The following is an 18,732-nucleotide window of genomic DNA, read 5'->3' as shown; positions in this document are numbered from 1 at the left end:
GGATCACCAGATCGGCATCCATGTCGATGCTCCCGGTCCGTACCCGCCAGGGGAGGCTCCCGCCCCGCGAAACTTCCAGTACTTCCTGGCCCGAAACGATAGCGTCCGGGCCGAGACGCCCGGCCAGGATGTCGGTGAGGGCCTGGATGCCGTCCCGGAACGAGGTGAGCACCCCCCCGGGTCCGGCGGCGCTGGCCACCGCTTTGCCCTGGGCAATGTCCTGCTTCTTTTTTTTCGCCAGCCGGATCATGGCCCGCACCAGGCTGCCGTATTCATCCTCCAGCTCGGCGATGCGGGGAAAGCACGACCGAAGGGACATGGTTTCCGGATTGCCGGCAAAGATTCCCGACACCATGGGAGCGATCAGCTTGCGCAGTGCCTCGTCCCCCAGCCGGCGCCGGCCGAAGGCCGCCAGGGTTTCGTCCTCGCCGCCCGCCTTTTTCGGAATGAACGGTTCCATGGCGAGCCGCAGCTTGCCCGGCCAGGAGATGAGGCCGCTCTTGAGGAACATGGGCCCGTTCTCGGGCAGGCGGTTCAGCGCCCCGCCGGTATAGATGAACCGCTTGCGGGCGTTGTCGTTGCTCCGCAGGAGCAGGTCGGACGCTCCCAGTTCCCGGCAGAGGTCGAGGGTCTGGGGTTTGGAGTCCAGGAACCCGTTGGGACCCCACTCGCAGAGATACCCCTCTTCCTTGATGCTCCGGATTTTGCCCCCCAGGCGTTCCTCCCGCTCCACCAGGGTCACGTCCAGTTCAAATCCCTCCTGCGCGGCCCGGGTTTTCAGCAGGTACGCGGTGGCGAGCCCTGAGATGCCGCCGCCGGCCACAATCGCCTTTTTCATGGTTCTCTCTCCTTCCGCTGTAGATAAACTGTCTTTGTACGGTTATTCGAGTTTGCCGAGGACATCCGCAATGGTCTCGAACGCGGTGGCGAGGCGTTCCTGGTCCCCTTCGGGCAGCCGGGCGAAGAGCTGCCGGTAGTTTTCGACGATGCCGTGCCTCAGTTCGCGGATGAGCTCTTCACCCCGGTCGGTGGTGTAGATGATCACCTGGCGGCGGTTATCTTCATCCACGGCCCGATAGACGATGCCCAGGTTGACGAGGCGTTCCACCATCTCGCTGGCTGAACTCATGGCGATTCCCAGCTCCCGGGCCAGCAGGTTAAGGGGGCAGCTCCCCTTGTCGTAAATGGTGAGGAGCATCTTGTACTGGTTGTAGGTCAGGTCCATGCCGTCGTGCACGAGGCTCCTGATCCGCCCCATCACGCGCATGATCACGGGGTACAACTGCGCTATCCGTTCAATCTGTTCCATACGATCATCCCTGTTACGGTATACGAAATGTTCGGGTTCCTAAATATTAGACTGATGAACTGATCCTGTCAACCCCTGTTCATTGACAGGGGGGCAAAGTACCATTACATTCTGAGGGCCACATCATCGTGAAAGGATCTATGTCATGGCGCAGCACGACTATTATGAAACCCTCGGCCTGAAGAAAGGGGCTTCCGAAGAGGAAATCAAGAAGGCCTACCGCAAACTGGCCATCACGTATCACCCGGACAAAAACCCCGGCAACGCCGAGGCTGAGGAAAAATTCAAGGAGATCAACGAGGCTTATGCTGTCCTCTCCGATCCCCAGAAGCGGGCCCAGTACGATCAGTTCGGTTCCAGCGGATTCCACCAGCGCTTCTCCCAGGAAGACATCTTCCGGGGGTTCGATGTGGGGGATATGTTCAAGGATATGGGGGTCGGTACCGACGATATCTTTTCCCGCATATTCGGAGGAGGATTCCGCCAGGGAGGCTTCGGCTTCACAGGGACACGGCAGCGGGGCGAGGATTTCACCATGGAGCTTTCCGTCACCTTCCGGGAGGCTTACGCGGGCTGCGACAAGCGGGTCGCGTACCGGCGGGGCGGCACGCGGGAAGATATCTCCGTCAAGGTCCCGGCCGGCGTCGAAACCGGGGCGCGCCTGCGGGTGGCGGGCAAGGGAGGGTTCGGCAGCGCCAGCCCGGGGGACCTCTACCTGATTGTCAAGGTGGGGGGCGATCCGCAGTTCCACCGGGACGGGGATGACATCGTGGTGGAACGGGAGATCAGGTTCACCGACGCGACTCTCGGCACGAGCCTCGACGTGCCGACCCTGGAGGGGACCAAGCGGGTCAAGGTTCCCGCCGGCATTCAGCCCGGTACCAGGATTCGCCTGAAGGGCCTGGGTTTTCCCCACATGGGGAAAACGGGCAAGGGTGATCTCTACGTGCGCATCAGCGTAGCAGTTCCCCGGTCCCTTTCCGCCGAGCAAAAAAATATTCTGGAAAAACTGCGTGAGGCAGGGCTGTAGCGAGGGAGCCGTCTGAATCCCGGCGTAAAGAAGATGGGTATGGCATGAAAAACCCCCCGGAGCCGCGGCTCCGGGGGGTTTTTCATGCTCTGCTCGGCTGGGCGGCTACGGCCGCAGTTCGATGGCCGCTCCCTTGCGCAGGTCAGCCACCCACTGGTTGAAGCGGTCTTCCGATTTTTTGCGGTACACCAGGTCCTCCACCTCGGGCTTGACCTGCTCGAACGGCTTGGGGGTGCCGAGGGAGCGCTCCTCCAGCTTGACGATGTGGAGCCCCGTGGCGGTGTAGATGAGATCGCTCACCTCGCCCGGCTGCATCCGTACCAGTTGCTCCTCGAATTCCGGCAGGATGTCCCCCTTGTGGAAGGTTCCCAGATCGCCACCGTTGCCCTTGGCTGCCGGATCGTCGGAATACTGGCGCGCCAGCTCGGCAAAGTCTTTGCCCGCCCGGGCCTCGTGCAGGACGGTCATGGCCGTGGTCATCACCTTTTTCACCTGCTCGGCGGACATCGTATCGTCGAGCTTGAAATAGATGTTCCGCGCCCTGAAGATATCCTCTGCCCCGAACTTCGCCTTGTTCGCCTCGTAGTACTCCCGCATCTCCCGCTCACCCACCTGGATCTTGGAGCGCACTTCCTGGCTCACGAGCCGCAGCCGCTCCAACTGCTCCTTGATCTGGGCCTTGTACTGGTCAAAGGAGAGCCCCTGGTTGGCCAGGGCCGCCACAAGGGCCTCCTGGGAGAGCTTGTTCTGCCGTTTCACGTCTTCAATGGCCTGACGTACCTCCTCCTCTCCCACCCGGATGTCGAGTTCGCGGATCTTCTGTTCCACGAGTTTCTTGTCGATGAGCCGGTTGAGGGCGACCTCGTCCAGGTTGGCAAGGGTCTTGGGGTCGGGAGGCGGCTGCTGGCGCTCGGCTTCCTTGAGAAAAGCCCGTTTCTCCTTGTCCACGGCGTAGGAGGTGACGATCTCATCGTTAACAACGGCGAGGATTCGGCTTATCACCTCGGCTGACGAGAGGGACGTGAGGATGAGGACGATGGCGAGAGATAAAGGTATGAGGCGTTTGATCATGGTCCGTTGTCTGCACATGAAAGAGGAGGGGGCGACCCCTGGTGCGGTACCGCCCCCTCCTGAAGGTGATTACGTCACTACTTGGCGGTGGGTGCCGCGGCAGGCTGGGCGGGAGCGGGATGCTCGGCCGCCGCGCTCTGGCCGCCGAGCCCCTTGAGCACGTCTTCCTTGATGGAGATCGTCGCGCCCTTCTTGATGTCTTCCTTGAGCTTCTGGAAGACTTCCTGCTGCTTGCCCGGCAGGACTGCGGCCTTGATCTGGTCCTTCACTTCCTCAAGGGTACGTTCGCCGGCGGGACGCTTGCCGGTCACCTTGATGATGTGGTAGCCGAACTGGGTCCTGACGATGCCGGAGGTCTCCCCTTCCTTGAGGCCGAAGGCGGCCTTCTCGAATTCGGGGACCATGTTCCCCTTGCTGAACCAGCCCAGATCGCCACCCTTGGCGGCGGCTGAGTCGATGGAGTGTTTCTTGGCCAGCTCTTCGAAGTTGGCTCCGCCCTTGAGCTCCTTTACGATCTCCCGGGCGAGCTTTTCATCCCGCACGAGGATGTGGCTGGCCTTGATCTGGGCGCCGGACTTGAACTTGTCCTTGTTCTGCTCGTAGAACTTCTTGAGTTCCTCGTCGGATACCTTGACCTCTTCCTCGACCTTCTTCTTGAGGTATGCCTCCACCACGACGCGCTTCTTGAGCTCTTCCACCCGGTCGGCAATCTCGGCACTCTTGTCGACGCCGTCTTTCTTTGCCTGCTGGTAGAGGAGCTCGCGCACCACCATGGTGTCCAGCAGTTCCTTTTTCCCCTCCGGCGTGTCCGCCATGGGCTTCAGGTAGGGAGGCAGCCCCTCAAGCTCCTTGTTGAAACTTTCCACGGTGATGGCGTCACCGTTGACTTCCACGAGAACCTGGCCTGCCTTTTTGGCCGGAGCTGCCGTCGTGCCGGACTCGGTCTTGCCCTTGCAGCCGCCGAGGGCAGCCAGGCAGAGGGAGACCGAAAGGATGGTGACGATAGTGTGTCTCTTCACGGACGAACTCCTTTTAGCTAACTGATTTAACTACTGAACAACCTTGCGGAAGCTAGCACATCACCCTAGCCTTTTCAAGAGATTTCTGGCTTCGGCCAGGACCCCCTCGAAGCTGGTGTCGGCCAGTTCCGCCACGAGACGGAAGTCCGGGGTGAACTGATACCGCGTGGGGTTTCCTTTAATGAGACCGATAATGGTGTCGGGCGAAACCGGGGTCTTCTCGTGGAAGGAGAGGCAGAGCCGTTTACCGTCGAACTCGGCCATCCGGACCAGGAAGTGCTTGAGCATGATCCGCAGCTTCATCACGTCCAGGAGGTAGGTGGCCGCCAGCGGCAGCGTGCCGAACCGGTCCACCAGTTCCTCCATGACCTCGTCCACCTCCTCTTCGGCCGCGGCCTGGGTCAGTTTCTTGTAGATGACGAGGCGCTGGTTCGGCTCGCGCACATAGTCCTCGGGGATGAAGGCCGGCACCCGCAGGTTGATTTCCGGCTCCACCCGCTCTACCGGCTCCTCGCCCCTGAGTTTCTGGACCGCCTCTTCCAGGAGCTCCGTGTAGAGGTCGAAGCCGACGGCGGCAATGTTGCCCGACTGCTTGGCCCCCAGGAGATCGCCGGCGCCCCTGATCTCCAGGTCGTGGGTGGCCAGGCGGAAGCCGGCCCCCAGCTCGTTCAGCTCCTGGATGATCCGGAGCCGCTCCCGGGCATCGGACGAGATGGCTCCTTCGCCGGGGATGAGGAGATAGGCGTAGGCCCGCTGCCGGGAGCGCCCTACCCTCCCCCGCAACTGGTAGAGCTGGGCCAGGCCGAAGGTGTCCGCCCGGTCCACGATGAGGGTGTTGGCGCTGGGGATGTCCAGGCCCGACTCGATGATCGTGGTGCAGAGCAGAAGGTTTGTTTCCCCGTGCATGAAGCCGAGCATCACCTTCTCCAGCTCGCCCTCGTCCATCTGGCCGTGCCCCACGGCGATCTTTGCCTCGGGCACGATGCGGCGCAGATGTTCGTACCACGCCCCGATGGACTGGACCCGGTTGTGGACGAAAAAGACCTGCCCTCCCCTTCTGAGCTCCCGCAGGACCGCTTCGCGGATGAGCTCGTCGGAGGTGCGGGCCACGAAGGTCTTAACCGCCAGCCGGTCCACAGGCGGGGTGTCGATGATGGAGAGGTCGCGGATGCCCATGAGCGACATGTAGAGGGTGCGGGGGATGGGGGTGGCGGTGAGGGTCAGGATGTCCACCGCTGCCTTGTACTTTTTCAGCTTCTCCTTGTGGGTGACCCCGAAGCGCTGCTCCTCGTCCACGATGAGGAGCCCCAGATCCTTGAACGTCACATCGCTCTGGAGGAGCCGGTGGGTGCCGATGATGACGTCCACGGTCCCCTTCTTCACCCGCTCCAGGATGTCCTTCTGCTCCCTGGGGGTCCTGAAGCGGGAAACCATCTCGATGGTGACCGGGTAGGCGCCCAGGCGCGTCCTGAAGGTTTCCAGGTGCTGCTGGGCCAGGACCGTGGTCGGCACCAGGACCGCCACCTGCTTGCCGTCCATGACCGCCTTGAAGGCCCCCCGCATGGCCACTTCGGTCTTGCCGTAGCCCACGTCGCCGCAGACCAGCCGGTCCATGGGCCGGTTGCTGGTCATGTCGGCGATGACATCTTCGATGGCAGCAAGCTGGTCGGAGGTCTCCTCGTAGGCGAAGGCGGCCTCGAACTCCCGGTAGAGATCGTCGGGGGGGGAGAACCGGTGCCCCTCGTGGAGCTGGCGGGCCGCGTAGATCCGCAGGAGCTCCTCGGCCATCTCCTGGACCGCCGCGCGGGCCTTGCCCTTGGCCTTTTCCCAGGAGGTGCCGCCGAGCCGGTCGACCCGCGGTTCGATCCCCTCGGCCCCCACGTAGCGCTGCACCAGACTGAGCCGGTCCACCGGCAGGTAGAGCTTGTCCCCGCCAGCGTACTCCAGCAGCAGGAAGTCGCTGGCGCAGCCGCTGAGCGAAAGGTGCTGGAGCCCACGGTAGATGCCGACCCCGTGGTCCAGGTGAACCATGTGATCGCCCGGCTTCAACTCCGCCAGGGAGGTCATGATCTGCTTCTTGCGCAACTCGGTGATGCCGCGCCGTTTCTGGCGCCTGCCGAAGATCTCCTCTTCGGCGATGACCACGAGCCGTCCTTCCGGCAGCCTGAACCCGCGGGAGATTTCGCCGATAACGATGTCCACCCTGCCGTCGTCCCGCTCCCGCTCCGCCGGGAACGGGCGGTCCGAGACGGTAAGGGGGACCGGGTAATGGGCCAGCAGCTCGTACAGCCGCTGGGCTTGGCCGCGCTGGTGACAGGCGACGATCACCCGCTGCCGCTCCTCGATCCAGCCGGTGAGGCGTGCGGCCAGCGGCCGCAGGACCCCTTCGCTGTCGGGCGAAATATCCGCCTTGAGGTCGGCGTTCGTCTCGGTGGCGATGTCGATGGTCTCCGGGGAGTCACCCTCGTTCAGGTGCAGGAAGGGGATGGTTGCCAGTCTCCCCGCAGCCAGGGCTGCCGCGGTGTCCGTGGGGGCGAGGAAGAGGCTTTCCGGCGCGGGAAAGAGCTCGCCCCGCTCCCGGGCGCGGCCCGCGGCCTCTTCCAGCTCCCGCGAGAGCCGTTCCCCCTCCTCTTCCAGGGCTGCCGGATCGACCAGAACCCGCACGGCATCGCCGGCATAGTCGAGCAGGGTTTCCAGATTCTGGTGAAAGAGGGGGAGGAGCCATTCGACTCCGGCCGGGTAGAGGCCGTTTTGGAGCTGTTCCAGCAGCTCGCGGCGGACCAGGGGGGATATCTCCAGATCGTCGCAGCGCGCCTTGATGCGGGACGCCGCCCCCTGAAGGGTATCGGCAGTCAGGAGCAGTTCCCGCGACGGGAGCAGCAGCAGTTCCTCCAGGGGCTGGAGGGAGCGCTGGGAGAGCGGCTCGAAGCTCCGGATGGTATCGACGAAGTCGCCGAAGAATTCGATCCGCACCGGCAGATCGAAGCCCGGTGGGAAGATGTCGACGATGCCGCCCCGCACGGCAAAGGTCCCCCGGTCCTCCACCAGCGGCACGTTGAGGTAGCCGAGGGTCACGAGCCGGGACAGGAGCTCGTCCCGGTCGCTCTCTTCGCCGGGCAGGAAGTAGAGTGAGGCGCTGTCCAGGAGAGAGCGCGGCACTACCCGCTGGCGCAGAGCCTCCGGCGTGGTTACCACGGCAGCGGTCCTGCGGTCCGCCAGCCGGCGCAGGGCTGCCAGACGCTGGGCCGTCACGTCGGCGTGGGGCGATGCCTTTTCAAAGGGCGAGGTGTCCCAGGCGGGAAACAGGAGGATGTCGTCGGGTCTCCCCGTGAAGAACCGGAGTTCAGTAGTGAGCTCGGCTGCGGCATCGGCATCCGGGGCGACCACGAGGAATGGGGCTCCGGTCTCCCCGATGAGCCGGGCCAGCAGGTAGGCTGGCGACGACCCCCTGAGCCCGGCAAGGGTGAGCCGGGCGGCAGGGGGAGTGAGGCGGTCGGCGAGGCGTTTGATGAGGTCGGTATCGGTCTGTGTCATTGCTCGGTTCGTGTCGGATTGCTGGGCGGCCATGATCGCCGGAACAGGATAGCAGATAGGCGCCGGGCTCGCCAATCACATCATGGCGGCGCCCAGTTCACCAAGGGTATGGATGGCCCGCTCCACCCGATCGTCCCACCAGGCGGCGTTCAGGCGGATGCAGTTGCGGTACTTGCCGGTGGCCGAGAAGATGGGTCCCGGCGCAATGGTGATACCCCTGGTGAGCGCCTGCTCGTAGAGAACCAGGGAGTCGACCCGCTCGGGGCATTCGACCCAGAGGACAAACCCCCCTTCGGGCCGGGTCACGCGGGTGCCGGCCGGGAAGGCTCGCCCCACGGCCTCGGCCATGAGGGACATCTGGCGGGCGTAGGTCCTGCGGATGCGCCGCAGGTGGTGATCATAGCCGCCGTTGGCCAGAAACTCCGCCACGGCAAGCTCCGTGGGTGTAGAGCAGGCGATGGTGGTCACCGCCTTGAGCCGCTCGATCTCCTTCTGGAAGATCCCCGGCGCCACCCAGCCGACCCGGTAGCCCGGCGCAACGGTCTTGGTGACCGATGTGCAGTACAGGACGAGCCCCGCCTCGTCAAAGGCCTTGGCCGCCCGGGGGCGCTCCGGGGAGAAACTCAGATCACCGTAGATATCGTCCTCGATGAGGGGAACCCGGCGGGCCGCCAGCATCGCCACCAGTTCGCGCTTGTGGTCGTCGGGCATGAGACTTCCCAGGGGGTTGTTGAAGTTGGCGACCACCAGGCAGGCCCGGATCGGGGTGTGATCAAGGGCGTAGCGCAGGGCGTCGAGGCTGATCCCCGTGCGGGGATGGGTGGGGATCTCCAGGGCCTTGAGCCCCATCAGGTCGATGGCCTGCAAGAAGTTGTAGTACACTGGCGATTCCACCGCCACCGTGTCCCCGGGACGGCAGATGGCCCGCAGCGACAGGACCACCGCCTCGATGCAGCCGGAGGTGGTCACGATCTGGTCCGGTGCCAGGGCGCACCCCACGGCCAGCATCCGCCGGGCGATCTGGACCCGCAGCCGCTCGCAGCCGGGCGGCATGTCGTAGGAAACGCTGGCCACGGCATGTTTCCGGCTCTCGGTGGCGAGCATCCGGTTGAGCCGGTCCACCGGCAGCAGCTCGGGATTGGGAATGGCGGCGCCCAGCGGGACAAGGGCCGGGTTGCGGGTATCCCGCATCACCATCATGGAAAGTTCCGCCGTGCCTACCGTCGTGGGTTTCAGGGGGGGTGCCGTCATTTCCGGCTCGGCAGTCGAGCCGGGGAAGCGGGCTCTCACGTAGTACCCCGACTGGGGGCGGGCCTCGATGAGCCCCCGATCCTCGAGGAGCGTGTAGGCCTCCATCACCGTGGTGAGACTTACCTGGAACTGCCGCCCCAGGGCCCGCACCGACGGAATCCGGTCCCCTGCCCGGAACGTTCCCTCGCCGATGAGCTGGGCTACGCGGTCGGCCACGGATTCGTAGAGGGGTATTTTGCCTCCGCCTTTCATCGTGTTCATCGCTAGCGTCATGGTTCTTGCCTCCCCGGGTGCGTGTTTTCCTTCCGGCACACTCCGTGGATGAAAGTATACGTCGCAATTCCGTATGCCGAATAGACACAGTCGTCCTTCAATTAAACCATAACAGTTGGCTAAATGTCACTATTGTATGTGTACAGATGCGCCCTGCCCTACCCTGTGCCGCGGAAAAAATATGTAAAGGAATCGGAGGATGATCCGATAAGCGAGAGTAGGGAAAGAGGCATGATGCTCTCCGCTCCCCGCTTCAAACCCACGAGAGGCAAGCGTATTCGACTATGCCGAGGTATCTGCTCAGGCTATTCCTGTCGCTCATGGCGGTGGCGTTCATCTGGGGCCACGCCGTCGAGTCCATGGCATCCGCATCCGGGCGGGGGGGTAAAAAAAGGCCCCTCGGCTACGAGGAGTACGTCCGCCTCATTTCTCCCCGGACGGGCGCACCCCGCAAGGCTGCGCGCAAGGAACCGCGCAAAGAGTCTCGCAAGCCCAAAGTTGAGGTTGCTGCGGCTGAAAAACCGGCTGCGGCCCAACAGCCCGTGGCAGCGGCTCCAGCGCCGCGCCGTGCCGTAACACCCGCGTCCGGCCGGGACGGATGGCGTCCTTCCCCCGAGCAGGTTCACGAGATCCTTCGCACCTCCCGCAATCTGGCGGGAGCCATCCTGCGCGGCGCCGTATTGGCCGGCTTCGATCTGCGCGGGGTAACCCTGGCCGGAGCCGATCTCTTCGGCGCGAACCTGGCGGGAGCCAATCTCGATGGAGCCAATCTGCGGGGTGCGTCGCTGGAAATGGTAAATCTGCGGGGAGCCAGTCTCAAGGGAGCCAACCTGGCCGGCGCGGGGCTGTTCAAGACTGATCTGGAAGGGGCCGACCTCCAGGGGGCCAACCTTTCGGGCGTGTATGCCGTGTGCGCCAATCTGCGGGGTGCCAGCCTGGCGGGCGTTACTACCGTTGGCGGCCACTTCGCCCAGGCGGCCTTCGATGGCAGGAACCAGGATACCGCGGTGGTGCAGGCACGGGGAGAGGATGCGAAGCGGAGTGGCGTCGTCCCTGTTGTGGGAGGAGAAAAGGCGCTGCCGTCGGACAGCGAAAAGGGGCGGGTCCTGCTTCTGGATTTCTGAAACCGCCGCTGACCATGTCGGGAACCTGAACGGAGCCGGCCCTTTGGGGACCGGCTCCGTTTGTTTCAGCGGTCCGCGCCTTCCTCAAGATATTCCCGCGAGTAGCGCACGTAGTTGTCTGCCGAGCGCCTCAGCCAGGCAATCTCGTCGGGGGTCAGGTCGCGCTTGTACTTTGCCGGCGCCCCCACCCAGAGGGTATGGGGCGGGATGACGGTCCCCTCCGTCACCAGTGACCGGGCGCCTACGAGCGCTCCTTCGCCCACCACCGCATTGTCCATGACCATTGCCTGCATGCCGATGAAGGCGCCATTGCCGATGGTGCAGCCGTGGAGGGTCACGCTGTGCCCGACGGTCACGTCATCGCCGATGACAAGGGGGGCTCCCGGGTCGTCGGCGTGCTTTTTGTGGGTCACATGAAGCATGGAGAGATCCTGGATGTTGCTCCGGGCGCCGATGCGGATGAAGTTGACGTCGCCTCGGGCAACCACGTTGTACCAGATGCTGCTTTCGGGGCCGATGGTCACGTCACCGATCACAACGGCGGTTTCGGCAATGAAGGCCGACGGGGCGATCTGCGGGCTCATCCCCTTGAAAGGGCGAATCATGGGATACCTCTGGCTGTGGTGATAGGTCCGGTGTCAATCCCGGGGGATGGCGATCATCCGGTCCAGGGCGCGCTTGGCCGGCACCCGGATATCTTCGGGGACCTTCACCACCGGCGACATGGCCTGCAGGCTCGCCAGCACGTCTTCCAGTGAGGTCAGCTTCATGTTGGGGCAGATGAGCGCCGGCGAGGCGAGGATAAACTCCTTGTCCGGATTCTCCAGGCGGAGCCGGTAGAGAATTCCCGCCTCAGTGCCGATGATGAACCGCCGTGCCGGGCTTTTACGGCAGTATTCGTACATACCGCTCGTGGAGCAGACGTGGTCCGCAAGGGCCACGACCAGGGGGTTGCACTCGGGATGGCAGATGAAGAGGGCGTCGGGGTGCGCTTCCTTGAGCCTCTGTACGTCGGCGGGCTTCAGCCGCTCGTGGGTGGGGCAGAAGCCGTCCCAGAAGTGGAACGTCTTGCCGGACTGCTTTGCCACGAACTGCCCCAGGTTACGGTCGGGAACGAAGATCACCTCCGGGTCCGGGAGGGAATTCACCACCTTGACCGCATTGGCCGAGGTGCAGCAGATGTCGCTGACGGCCTTCACCGCCGCCGAGGAGTTCACGTAGGTGACAACCGGCACGTCGGGGTGACGGGCCTTCATCTCCAGCAACGCCTCGGCGGTTACCATGTCTGCCATGGGGCAGCCGGCATCCATGCGCGGCAGAAGGACCGTTTTATCCGGCGAGAGGATCGAGGCCGACTCGGCCATGAAGTGAACCCCGCAGAAAACAATGACGTCCGCGCCGGTGCGGGCCGCCTCCTGGGAGAGAGCGAGCGAGTCGCCGGTTATGTCGGCAATCTCCTGCACCTCGTCCCTCATGTAGTTGTGGGCCAGGAGCACAGCGTTACGCTCCTTCAGGAGCTTCCGTATGCCCTGGCTGATGTCGTTGGCGTGCATGGCGCGCTCTCCCGTGTCACAGGCGCCCGTATACGGCGCGAAATGGGGTAGATGGTAATCAATGTTCGCCGCGCTGTCAAACCCTTTAGGCCGCCTTCTGCAGGCTGCGCTTGACATAACTGGGCAGAACACCTATTATTTTCACAGCCGCGCGGTCTGGTTTCTGTTGCGCGTGCAGCCAGATGCGGCGGATCGGAGGCACCGGCTGCCGAAAAGAGGAGGAAGGACATCATGTTTGGAATCGGGATGCCGGAGCTTATCGTCATACTCGTCATCGCCCTGATCGTCATCGGGCCCCAGAAGCTCCCCGACATCGCCCGTTCGCTCGGCAAGGGGCTGGCGGAGTTCAAGCGCGCCTCGGACGATTTCCAGCGGAACCTGGCTGAAGAGGTCCGGACGCTGGATGATAAGGAAAAGGCGGAAAAGGGGGAGGCCGCTGCCGAGCCTGTCAAGCGGGACCTGGCTGCCGAGGTAAAGGCCTACGAGGACCAGGCCGCCAGTGGGGCGCATCAGGGCGGACCGGCCCCGGTTGCGGGCAACCCGGAATCCGAGGAAAAAACAGCCTAGAACATCGTTGGTCAGGGTACAGAAACAAACAAGGCGGGGTGAAAACCCCGCCTTGTTTCATTTCAGCTCCTTGAGCCTGTCTTTTGCCCGTTTGGCCTCCTCGGAGGCGGGGTAGTCGTCCACGAGCTTGCGGAGGACGAAGCGGGCGCTTTTGGCATCGCCGATCTCAGAGAAGGCCGCTGCCTGCTTGAGCATGGCGGCCGGCACCTTTTCCTTGCCCGGGTAGTTCTTGATGACCTCCTGGAACTCCAGGATCGCCTGTTCGAATTTTTTCTCGCTGTAGTAGGTTTCGCCCGTCCAGTACCGGGCGTTGGCCGCCAGTTCGTGCTTGGGATGCTGTTCCAGGAAGCGGGTAAAGCTTTCGCGGGCAACGCCGTAATTTCCCGCCCGGTAGGCGTCAAGACCCTTCTGGTACAGGGCTTCGGGAGTCGGCTTTTCCGCCTCCTTCGGCGGGGTTGCCTGCTCGGCAACCTTTTTCTGCAGCGCCTCGATCCCTGTCTCGGTCTTGGCCAGGCGCTGGTCAAGGGCCGTAAGCCTGCGCTCCAGATCCTCCCGCAGGAGGGTCAGATCGTCGCCCGGTTTCTTGGCGGCGAGCTTAACGTCGTCCAGGGTGCCCGCAAGGACTTGCATGTCCACCTTTATCCCGTCCATGGCCGCCTGCAGGTCGGCCAGCCCCTTGCGTACTCCGGCCCGTTCCGAGTCCAGGTCCTTGAATGAGCTCTCAATGCGTGCAGTCGCCTCGGTCCGTACGCCGCCGACCTCTTTCTCCATCTGGAACTGGCGGTTCTTGAGTTCGTCCAGATCGCGCCGGACAACGTCAAGGTCACTGCTGGTGACACACCCTCCGAGGGTGAAAAGGGCCAGGGCAGTCAAAGGCATGGTCAACTGTTTCATGGGCTAATCGGTCTCCTTTGGCTGGAGGGACGGTGTTATCATAGAAAAAGGGAGCCGTCAACGGCTCCCCTTCGTGCCAGCCCTTGCGGGATTATTTTACGATCACGAATTCAGCCCGCCGGTTTTTCGCCCAGGCCTCTTCGCTGTGGCCGGGGTCGAGGGGTTTTTCCTCGCCGTAGCTGATGATCGACAGCCGTGCGGCCGGCACGCCCAGGGTGATCAGGTAGCTCATGGCCGCCTTTGCCCGCTTTTCACCAAGAGCCAGGTTGTATTCGTCGGAGCCGCGCTCGTCGCAATGCCCTTCGATGGATACCTTGGCGTTGGGCATCTTCTTCAGCAGCGCCTCGGCATTGCGGGAGAGCGTGTCGCGGGCGGTCTGGGAGAGGACGAACGCGTCGAACTCGAAATAGATGCGTTCAAGGGATGTTTCGGCGGCCTCGGCTCTGCCTGAGGTGTCCGATGTCTGTGAAGCCACCGCCACGGGGGCTTCGGTTATGGTCTGGGCTTTGACCGGTTCCTCTCTGGGCTGGACAGGCTGCGGCGCCGGCGATGCGGGCGCGGCGGCAACCGGCGGAGCGGCCTGGTCGGGTTTCACCATTTCCTTCTTTGCGCAACCGCCGACGAGAGACAGGGCGAAGCAAGCCAGGGCAACGACACCGAGTGTGCGAGAATGCATGGTTCCTCTCCTTTTCGTTAATGCAGTGGTCGGGCGGGTACGACCCGCGCCGCGTTAACGCGATCAATTATATATAATGGTGATGCTTTTTCAATGGTTTAGGCAGTATACCCCCAAAAAACAGGGTGTTACCATCGTGGTGACCAAGCCGGATGGGATGCTTTTCCCTTGCTTCGGTAGACCCGCGTCTGGCCGCTGCCGTCGGAACGCATGACGTAGATGGCTTCGCCTCCGTCGCGGGTGGAACTGAACGTCAGAAACCGTCCGTCCGGGGACCAGCGGGGATGCTCGTTGCTTCCTTCGCTGGTGAGGCGGGTGTCGTCGGTTCCGTCCGGTGCGATGGAGTAGATCTGGAAGCCCCCCTCCTGACGGCAGTAGACGATCCTGTCTCCCTTGGGCGACCAGCGGGGCGAGACATTGTAGGCGCCGCTGGTTGTGAGCCGCCGCACGTCGGAGCCGTCGGCGTTCATGATGAATACCTGGGGCTTGCCGAGCCGGTCCGAGACAAAGGCGATCCGCTTGCCATCCGGAGACCAGGCGGGTGAAACATCAATGGCCTGGTGGGTGGTGAGCCGTCTGGGCTCCCTGCCGTCCCGGGAAATTACGTAGATTTCGGAATTGCCGTCCCGGCTCATGGCAAGGGCCAGTTGTTTGCCGTCCGGGGACCAGGTGCCGGTAACGTTGATGCCCCGGTGTGACGATACCACCGCTTCCGTTCCGGTGAATATTTCGCGCCGGAAAAGATCCGGATTGCCGCGACGATAGGAGGTATAGGCGAGCTCACGGCCGTTGGGGGAAAAATCGGGGTTCAGGTTGATGGAGCGGTTCTTCGTGAGACGCTGCACGGTGTGCCCGTCGTAGTCCATCAGGTAGATCTCCTTGTTGCCGCTCTCGGTGGAGACAAAGGCGATCTTGCCCGTGAAGGGGCCCCGTTCCCCGGTCATTGCCTGCATGATGTCGTCGGAAAAGGTGTGGGTGATCCGGCGCAGATCCGAGCGTTTGCCGGTATAGCGCTTGGCAGCGAGCTCGCGTCCCTGGGTGGCGTTGTAGAGGCGGAACTCCACGGTGACAGAGTCACCGGCGATGGTGTAGCCGCTCTTGACCAGCAGATCAACGCCGGCGTTCCTCCAGGAGCCCAGGTCGAACTCGCCGGGGCGAATTCCCCCCGGCGCGGTGCCCGCCGGCGGAGCCACCACGCTGAAGGGGCCCGCCAAGGTCATGTCGAACCTGAGTACTTCGGCCATGTCCCGGGCCAGGGCGGCATCGTCGGCACCGCCGAGATTCCGTGGATTATCCACGGCAAGGGTGAGGTTGTGCGCCCCCGAAGCGGTCACCTCGCGGTAGACATCCTCGGAATGGATCACCGCCGGCATGACGGCGGCGACCAGCAGGGCGAGGAGCGTGGCAATGATTCGTACGCGTTTCATTATCTCTTCCCTACCCCCTCCGGCCTGAAGATGAAGCCGGTTTCGAACTCCCCCCCGGACGGCGGCGGAGTGAACGTTTTCTCCGCCATGGCGATGGCCTTCATGACCGATTCCTCGAATATCCGGTCGCCGGTCGAGCGTTCGATCCGCTGGCGCGCTACGCGGCCGTGGGGGTCTATGGTCAGCCGGATCACCACTTCGGGCGTCTTTGCCTGGTGGGCGATGGTGTAGCGGAAGGCGTCCCTGAGACGTGACTGGATGTACGCGGCGTAATCGCTTCCGGCCTGGGTGCCGGTCGCACCGGGCATTCCTGCCGGTTCGGCCCGGCCGCTGCCGTTCACTTTGCGCCTGAGAGCATCGAAAGCCGCTTCCTGGCGCCGCTCGTCCACATTGCGTTTGAGCGCGGAAAGCCGATCTTCGAACTCTTTGCCGGTGTCGGCTGTGGTGGACGATTTTTTGCCAACAGCGGCAGGAGCGCGGGGTGCCGGCCGGGAAATGGTCATGGCCTGGCTGGCGGGAGGGGGCGGCTCGGGAGGGGCTCCGCCGACCGTGGGGCTTCCGGCTCTCGGAGATGCTACCGGCAGGTTCACCACGTCCACATAGTAGACCGGGGCCTCCGTGTAGCGCGGTACCTGAAAGCGGACGACCAGGGCCAGTGCGGCGAGGGCCAGGTGAAGCAGAGCCGATGCCGCGAACCCCCAGCCAAGGCCCGATTCTCGATGGGTGATACTGCGATTCATTTCCCCGGCGCGGGCTCCGTCACCATGCCGAGCCGCTCGATGCCGGCACCTTTGATTTCGGCCATGGTCTTGACCACCTGGCCGTAGGGGACATCCCGGTCGGCCTTCAGGAAAACCTCCTTCTTGGCCCGGTTTGCCACCATGGCGGTCAGCTTGGCCGTGAGGTCGCCGGAGGCCACTTCGGTGCTGTTCACGAACACCTTGCCGGCCCGGTCGATGGAGACCACCACCGCCTCGTCCTGGGCGGTCATGGCCTTGGTTTCGGCCTTGGGAAGATTTACCTGGACCCCCTGCTGCATCATGGGTGCAGTCACCATGAAAATGATGAGGAGCACGAGCATGACGTCAACCAGGGGGGTGACATTGATCTGCGACATGGTGCCGCGGTCGCCGCTGTTTCTGCTGCCGACTTCCATACAGACTCCCTATTTTCCCGCAAAGGTCCGCTGGACGATGTTGAGGAATTCGGTGGAGAAGTTGTCCATGGAGGCGATGAGGACCTTGATCTTGTGCTGGAAGTGGTTGTAGGCCATGACCGCCGGGATGGCAGCCACCAGGCCGATGGCGGTGGCGATCAGCGCCTCGGCAATGCCCGGTGCCACGACGGCCAGCGATGCGGAGCCGGTTTCACCGATTCCCTTGAATGCGTTCATGATCCCCCAGACCGTCCCGAACAGCCCGATGAAGGGTGCCGTGGAGCCGGTGGTGGCCAGGAAGGTCACGTACTTCTCCAGCCTGGTGATCTCCGAGGTGGTCGCGCGGCGCAGCGCACGGGCGATGTTCTCGATCCCTCCCAGGTCGGTGCTCACCACGCCCGGCTCGTCCCGCTGTTCTCCTCCTTTGTCGAGAAGCCGGCGCAATTCGGCGTAGCCTTCGCTGAACAGCACCGAGAGGGGGGAGTTTCCGAACCGGTCCAGTTGGGAGCTGATGGCATCGAAACGCTTGGTTTTCCAGAAGAAGTCAAGGAACCGGTCCGACTCGCCGTTTGCCCGGTTGATCTGCAGGAGCTTGAAGAAAATGATGGCCCAGGAAACCACGGAAAAGAAGATGAGCACGACCAGCACCAGCTTGACCACCAGCCCGGTCCCAGCGAAAAGTGTCACGATACAACCTCCGGTTGAGGGTATCCGCCCTCGGAATAATGTAACTAGGAACGAAAAGGTAGCTTAGACCTTGTCCTTGTGCCCGTCAACTGTTTCAGTAGCAGGACGGTCTGCGGTCGGCGAAGCAGGGTATCTGGCCGCGCCATGTCTCCATCACCTGGAAGTCGAGGGTTGCCATGGGTTCGCATGCTTCGTAGCCGCCTTCGGCCAGGAGTTCTCCCTTGGGGCCGATGATCAGGCTGGAGCCGAAGAAGTCCAGCTTGCCCTGTACTCCGCAACAGTTGGCGGCCACCACGAAGAGCTGGTTCTCGATGGCCCGGGCCCGCAACAGCGTCCGCCAGTGTTCTTCCCGCGGTTTGGGCCACTCGGCCGGGACAACGATGATTTCGGCTCCTTCAACCGCCAGCCGTCGCGCCAGTTCCGGGAAGCGAAGGTCGTAGCAGATGAACACGCCGAGCCGGCCCACGTGGGTATCGACCACCAGCCACCGGTCGCCGCCATCCAGGGAGCGATCCTCCCCCATGAGGGAGAAGAGGTGGATCTTGCGGTAGGAGCCGAGCAGTTCGCCATGATCAAGAACATACGCGGTGTTGAACACCTTTTCGCCATGGGGTTCCGGCATGCTGCCGACGATGACCATGTCCAGTTCCCTGGAGAGCCGGCCCAGCTCCGCCACCACCTCTGGGGTCCGCTTGGCCAGTTCGTTGAGTTCCTTGTAGGCGTAGCCGGTGCTCCACATCTCGGGGAGAACCGCAAGCCGGCACCCCTGGGATGCCAGTCGCCGCAGGGCCTCCTGGACGTACGCCACGTTGGCGTCAATGTCGCCGAGCCTGACAGTGAATTGTACGGCTCCTGCCTTGACGGTCCGATTCATGGGAAAGCCTCCGGGTTCAGGGGATACAAACCCTGTGGATGACGAAAGAGTGTACCGTTAACCCGCTTATATTTCAACTCAATAGATGGTGGACGGCCGGCTGGGCAGTGGCGTATCATGGGGGGCATGAGTGAGCCGCTGCATCTCTACGTCCATATCCCTTTCTGCCTGAAGAAGTGCCGTTACTGCTCTTTCGTTTCACGGTCGGACGCGCCCCTGGCGATCGACGACTACGCATCCCTCGTGGCCCGGGAGATGGAGATGCGGGTCGCGGCGGCGAATCCCCC

General features: G+C 63.3%; 18 protein-coding genes. 3 read left to right on the top strand and 15 right to left on the bottom strand.

The features are described from left to right. Positions 1-838: protoporphyrinogen oxidase (hemG, locus tag AC6CDK_RS14815; RefSeq protein WP_496639896.1), on the bottom strand; the 838-nt coding region annotated here is incomplete at its 3' end. Positions 839-880: 42 nt separating this feature from the next. Continuing rightward, positions 881-1,309, bottom strand: a complete 429-nt coding sequence (locus tag AC6CDK_RS14810; RefSeq protein ID WP_014551230.1) for a MarR family winged helix-turn-helix transcriptional regulator — start codon at positions 1,307-1,309, stop codon at positions 881-883. 145 nt (positions 1,310-1,454) lie between these two features. Between AC6CDK_RS14810 and AC6CDK_RS14805 the strand changes: the two genes are divergently transcribed. Further along, positions 1,455-2,339, top strand: coding sequence for a DnaJ C-terminal domain-containing protein (locus tag AC6CDK_RS14805; protein ID WP_039647534.1), 885 nt, complete (start codon positions 1,455-1,457; stop codon positions 2,337-2,339). A gap of 105 nt (positions 2,340-2,444) precedes the next feature. On the opposite strand, the gene AC6CDK_RS14800 is transcribed toward AC6CDK_RS14805, so the two are convergent. The 4 genes from AC6CDK_RS14800 to AC6CDK_RS14785 form a co-directional block, all read right to left on the bottom strand. Next, on the bottom strand, positions 2,445-3,410 hold the full coding sequence (locus AC6CDK_RS14800; RefSeq protein WP_039647535.1) for a peptidylprolyl isomerase: 966 nt from the start codon (positions 3,408-3,410) through the stop codon (positions 2,445-2,447). 77 nt (positions 3,411-3,487) lie between these two features. Further along, on the bottom strand, positions 3,488-4,429 hold the full coding sequence (locus AC6CDK_RS14795) for a peptidyl-prolyl cis-trans isomerase (RefSeq protein ID WP_039647537.1): 942 nt from the start codon (positions 4,427-4,429) through the stop codon (positions 3,488-3,490). A 60-nt stretch (positions 4,430-4,489) separates the two neighbouring features. After that, the gene (gene mfd, locus AC6CDK_RS14790) at positions 4,490-7,963 is read right to left on the bottom strand and encodes a transcription-repair coupling factor (protein WP_039647538.1); all 3,474 of its coding nucleotides are present in this window, start codon (positions 7,961-7,963) and stop codon (positions 4,490-4,492) included. Between the two features lie 75 nt (positions 7,964-8,038). Continuing rightward, positions 8,039-9,487: an aminotransferase-like domain-containing protein gene (locus AC6CDK_RS14785; protein ID WP_275451512.1), complete on the bottom strand. Its 1,449-nt coding sequence runs from the start codon at positions 9,485-9,487 to the stop codon at positions 8,039-8,041. 284 nt (positions 9,488-9,771) lie between these two features. Here AC6CDK_RS14785 and AC6CDK_RS14780 point away from each other — a divergent pair, with 284 nt between their 5' ends. Beyond that, positions 9,772-10,611 carry a pentapeptide repeat-containing protein gene (locus tag AC6CDK_RS14780; RefSeq protein ID WP_192905827.1) on the top strand — a complete coding sequence of 280 codons (840 nt, stop codon included), beginning with the start codon at positions 9,772-9,774 and terminating at the stop codon, positions 10,609-10,611. A gap of 65 nt (positions 10,612-10,676) precedes the next feature. Here the strand turns inward: AC6CDK_RS14780 and AC6CDK_RS14775 are convergent, their stop codons facing one another. Next, complete coding sequence (locus tag AC6CDK_RS14775; protein WP_039647541.1) at positions 10,677-11,216, bottom strand: gamma carbonic anhydrase family protein; 540 nt, start codon at positions 11,214-11,216, stop codon at positions 10,677-10,679. A gap of 33 nt (positions 11,217-11,249) precedes the next feature. Then, positions 11,250-12,164: a quinolinate synthase NadA gene (nadA, locus tag AC6CDK_RS14770; protein ID WP_039647543.1), complete on the bottom strand. Its 915-nt coding sequence runs from the start codon at positions 12,162-12,164 to the stop codon at positions 11,250-11,252. A 231-nt stretch (positions 12,165-12,395) separates the two neighbouring features. Here nadA and AC6CDK_RS14765 point away from each other — a divergent pair, with 231 nt between their 5' ends. Beyond that, positions 12,396-12,731, top strand: coding sequence for a TatA/E family twin arginine-targeting protein translocase (locus AC6CDK_RS14765; RefSeq protein ID WP_039647545.1), 336 nt, complete (start codon positions 12,396-12,398; stop codon positions 12,729-12,731). Positions 12,732-12,788: 57 nt separating this feature from the next. On the opposite strand, the gene ybgF is transcribed toward AC6CDK_RS14765, so the two are convergent. The 7 genes from ybgF to AC6CDK_RS14730 form a co-directional block, all read right to left on the bottom strand. Then, positions 12,789-13,625 (bottom strand): tol-pal system protein YbgF, encoded by an 837-nt coding sequence (gene ybgF / locus AC6CDK_RS14760; protein ID WP_039647547.1) that lies wholly within the window; start codon positions 13,623-13,625, stop codon positions 12,789-12,791. A 91-nt stretch (positions 13,626-13,716) separates the two neighbouring features. Next, complete coding sequence (gene pal, locus AC6CDK_RS14755) at positions 13,717-14,301, bottom strand: peptidoglycan-associated lipoprotein Pal (protein ID WP_192905826.1); 585 nt, start codon at positions 14,299-14,301, stop codon at positions 13,717-13,719. A gap of 128 nt (positions 14,302-14,429) precedes the next feature. Further along, a complete protein-coding gene (gene tolB, locus AC6CDK_RS14750; RefSeq protein WP_039647551.1) occupies positions 14,430-15,728 on the bottom strand; it encodes a Tol-Pal system beta propeller repeat protein TolB in 1,299 nt (432 codons plus the stop codon). After that, positions 15,728-16,468, bottom strand: a complete 741-nt coding sequence (locus tag AC6CDK_RS14745; RefSeq protein ID WP_039647553.1) for an energy transducer TonB — start codon at positions 16,466-16,468, stop codon at positions 15,728-15,730. The genes tolB and AC6CDK_RS14745 overlap by 1 nt, the downstream gene beginning before the upstream one ends. Next, a complete protein-coding gene (gene tolR, locus AC6CDK_RS14740) occupies positions 16,465-16,884 on the bottom strand; it encodes a protein TolR (protein WP_010940705.1) in 420 nt (139 codons plus the stop codon). Before tolR ends, AC6CDK_RS14745 begins: the two co-directional genes overlap by 4 nt. Before the next feature lie 9 nt (positions 16,885-16,893). Next, positions 16,894-17,571: a protein TolQ gene (tolQ, locus tag AC6CDK_RS14735; RefSeq protein WP_039647556.1), complete on the bottom strand. Its 678-nt coding sequence runs from the start codon at positions 17,569-17,571 to the stop codon at positions 16,894-16,896. A 94-nt stretch (positions 17,572-17,665) separates the two neighbouring features. Beyond that, complete coding sequence (locus tag AC6CDK_RS14730) at positions 17,666-18,445, bottom strand: carbon-nitrogen family hydrolase (protein WP_039647560.1); 780 nt, start codon at positions 18,443-18,445, stop codon at positions 17,666-17,668. Positions 18,446-18,732: the final 287 nt, after the last annotated feature.

The sequence above is a fragment of the Geobacter sp. PheSNFMC genome, assembly GCF_059620965.1.
This window is presented reverse-complemented; position numbering and strand designations above follow the sequence as displayed.

What these genes read in the sequence shown, in the direction of transcription:
- AC6CDK_RS14810 (WP_014551230.1), bottom strand. Translation starts at nt 1,309, where the DNA reads ATGGAACAGATTGAACGGATAGCGCAGTTGTACCCCGTGATCATGCGC.
- AC6CDK_RS14805 (WP_039647534.1), top strand. Translation starts at nt 1,455, where the DNA reads ATGGCGCAGCACGACTATTATGAAACCCTCGGCCTGAAGAAAGGGGCT.
- AC6CDK_RS14800 (WP_039647535.1), bottom strand. Translation starts at nt 3,410, where the DNA reads ATGATCAAACGCCTCATACCTTTATCTCTCGCCATCGTCCTCATCCTC.
- mfd (WP_039647538.1), bottom strand. Translation starts at nt 7,963, where the DNA reads ATGACACAGACCGATACCGACCTCATCAAACGCCTCGCCGACCGCCTC.
- AC6CDK_RS14785 (WP_275451512.1), bottom strand. Translation starts at nt 9,487, where the DNA reads ATGACGCTAGCGATGAACACGATGAAAGGCGGAGGCAAAATACCCCTC.
- AC6CDK_RS14780 (WP_192905827.1), top strand. Translation starts at nt 9,772, where the DNA reads ATGCCGAGGTATCTGCTCAGGCTATTCCTGTCGCTCATGGCGGTGGCG.
- AC6CDK_RS14775 (WP_039647541.1), bottom strand. Translation starts at nt 11,216, where the DNA reads ATGATTCGCCCTTTCAAGGGGATGAGCCCGCAGATCGCCCCGTCGGCC.
- nadA (WP_039647543.1), bottom strand. Translation starts at nt 12,164, where the DNA reads ATGCACGCCAACGACATCAGCCAGGGCATACGGAAGCTCCTGAAGGAG.
- AC6CDK_RS14765 (WP_039647545.1), top strand. Translation starts at nt 12,396, where the DNA reads ATGTTTGGAATCGGGATGCCGGAGCTTATCGTCATACTCGTCATCGCC.
- ybgF (WP_039647547.1), bottom strand. Translation starts at nt 13,625, where the DNA reads ATGAAACAGTTGACCATGCCTTTGACTGCCCTGGCCCTTTTCACCCTC.
- pal (WP_192905826.1), bottom strand. Translation starts at nt 14,301, where the DNA reads ATGCATTCTCGCACACTCGGTGTCGTTGCCCTGGCTTGCTTCGCCCTG.
- tolB (WP_039647551.1), bottom strand. Translation starts at nt 15,728, where the DNA reads ATGAAACGCGTACGAATCATTGCCACGCTCCTCGCCCTGCTGGTCGCC.
- AC6CDK_RS14745 (WP_039647553.1), bottom strand. Translation starts at nt 16,468, where the DNA reads ATGAATCGCAGTATCACCCATCGAGAATCGGGCCTTGGCTGGGGGTTC.
- tolR (WP_010940705.1), bottom strand. Translation starts at nt 16,884, where the DNA reads ATGGAAGTCGGCAGCAGAAACAGCGGCGACCGCGGCACCATGTCGCAG.
- AC6CDK_RS14730 (WP_039647560.1), bottom strand. Translation starts at nt 18,445, where the DNA reads ATGAATCGGACCGTCAAGGCAGGAGCCGTACAATTCACTGTCAGGCTC.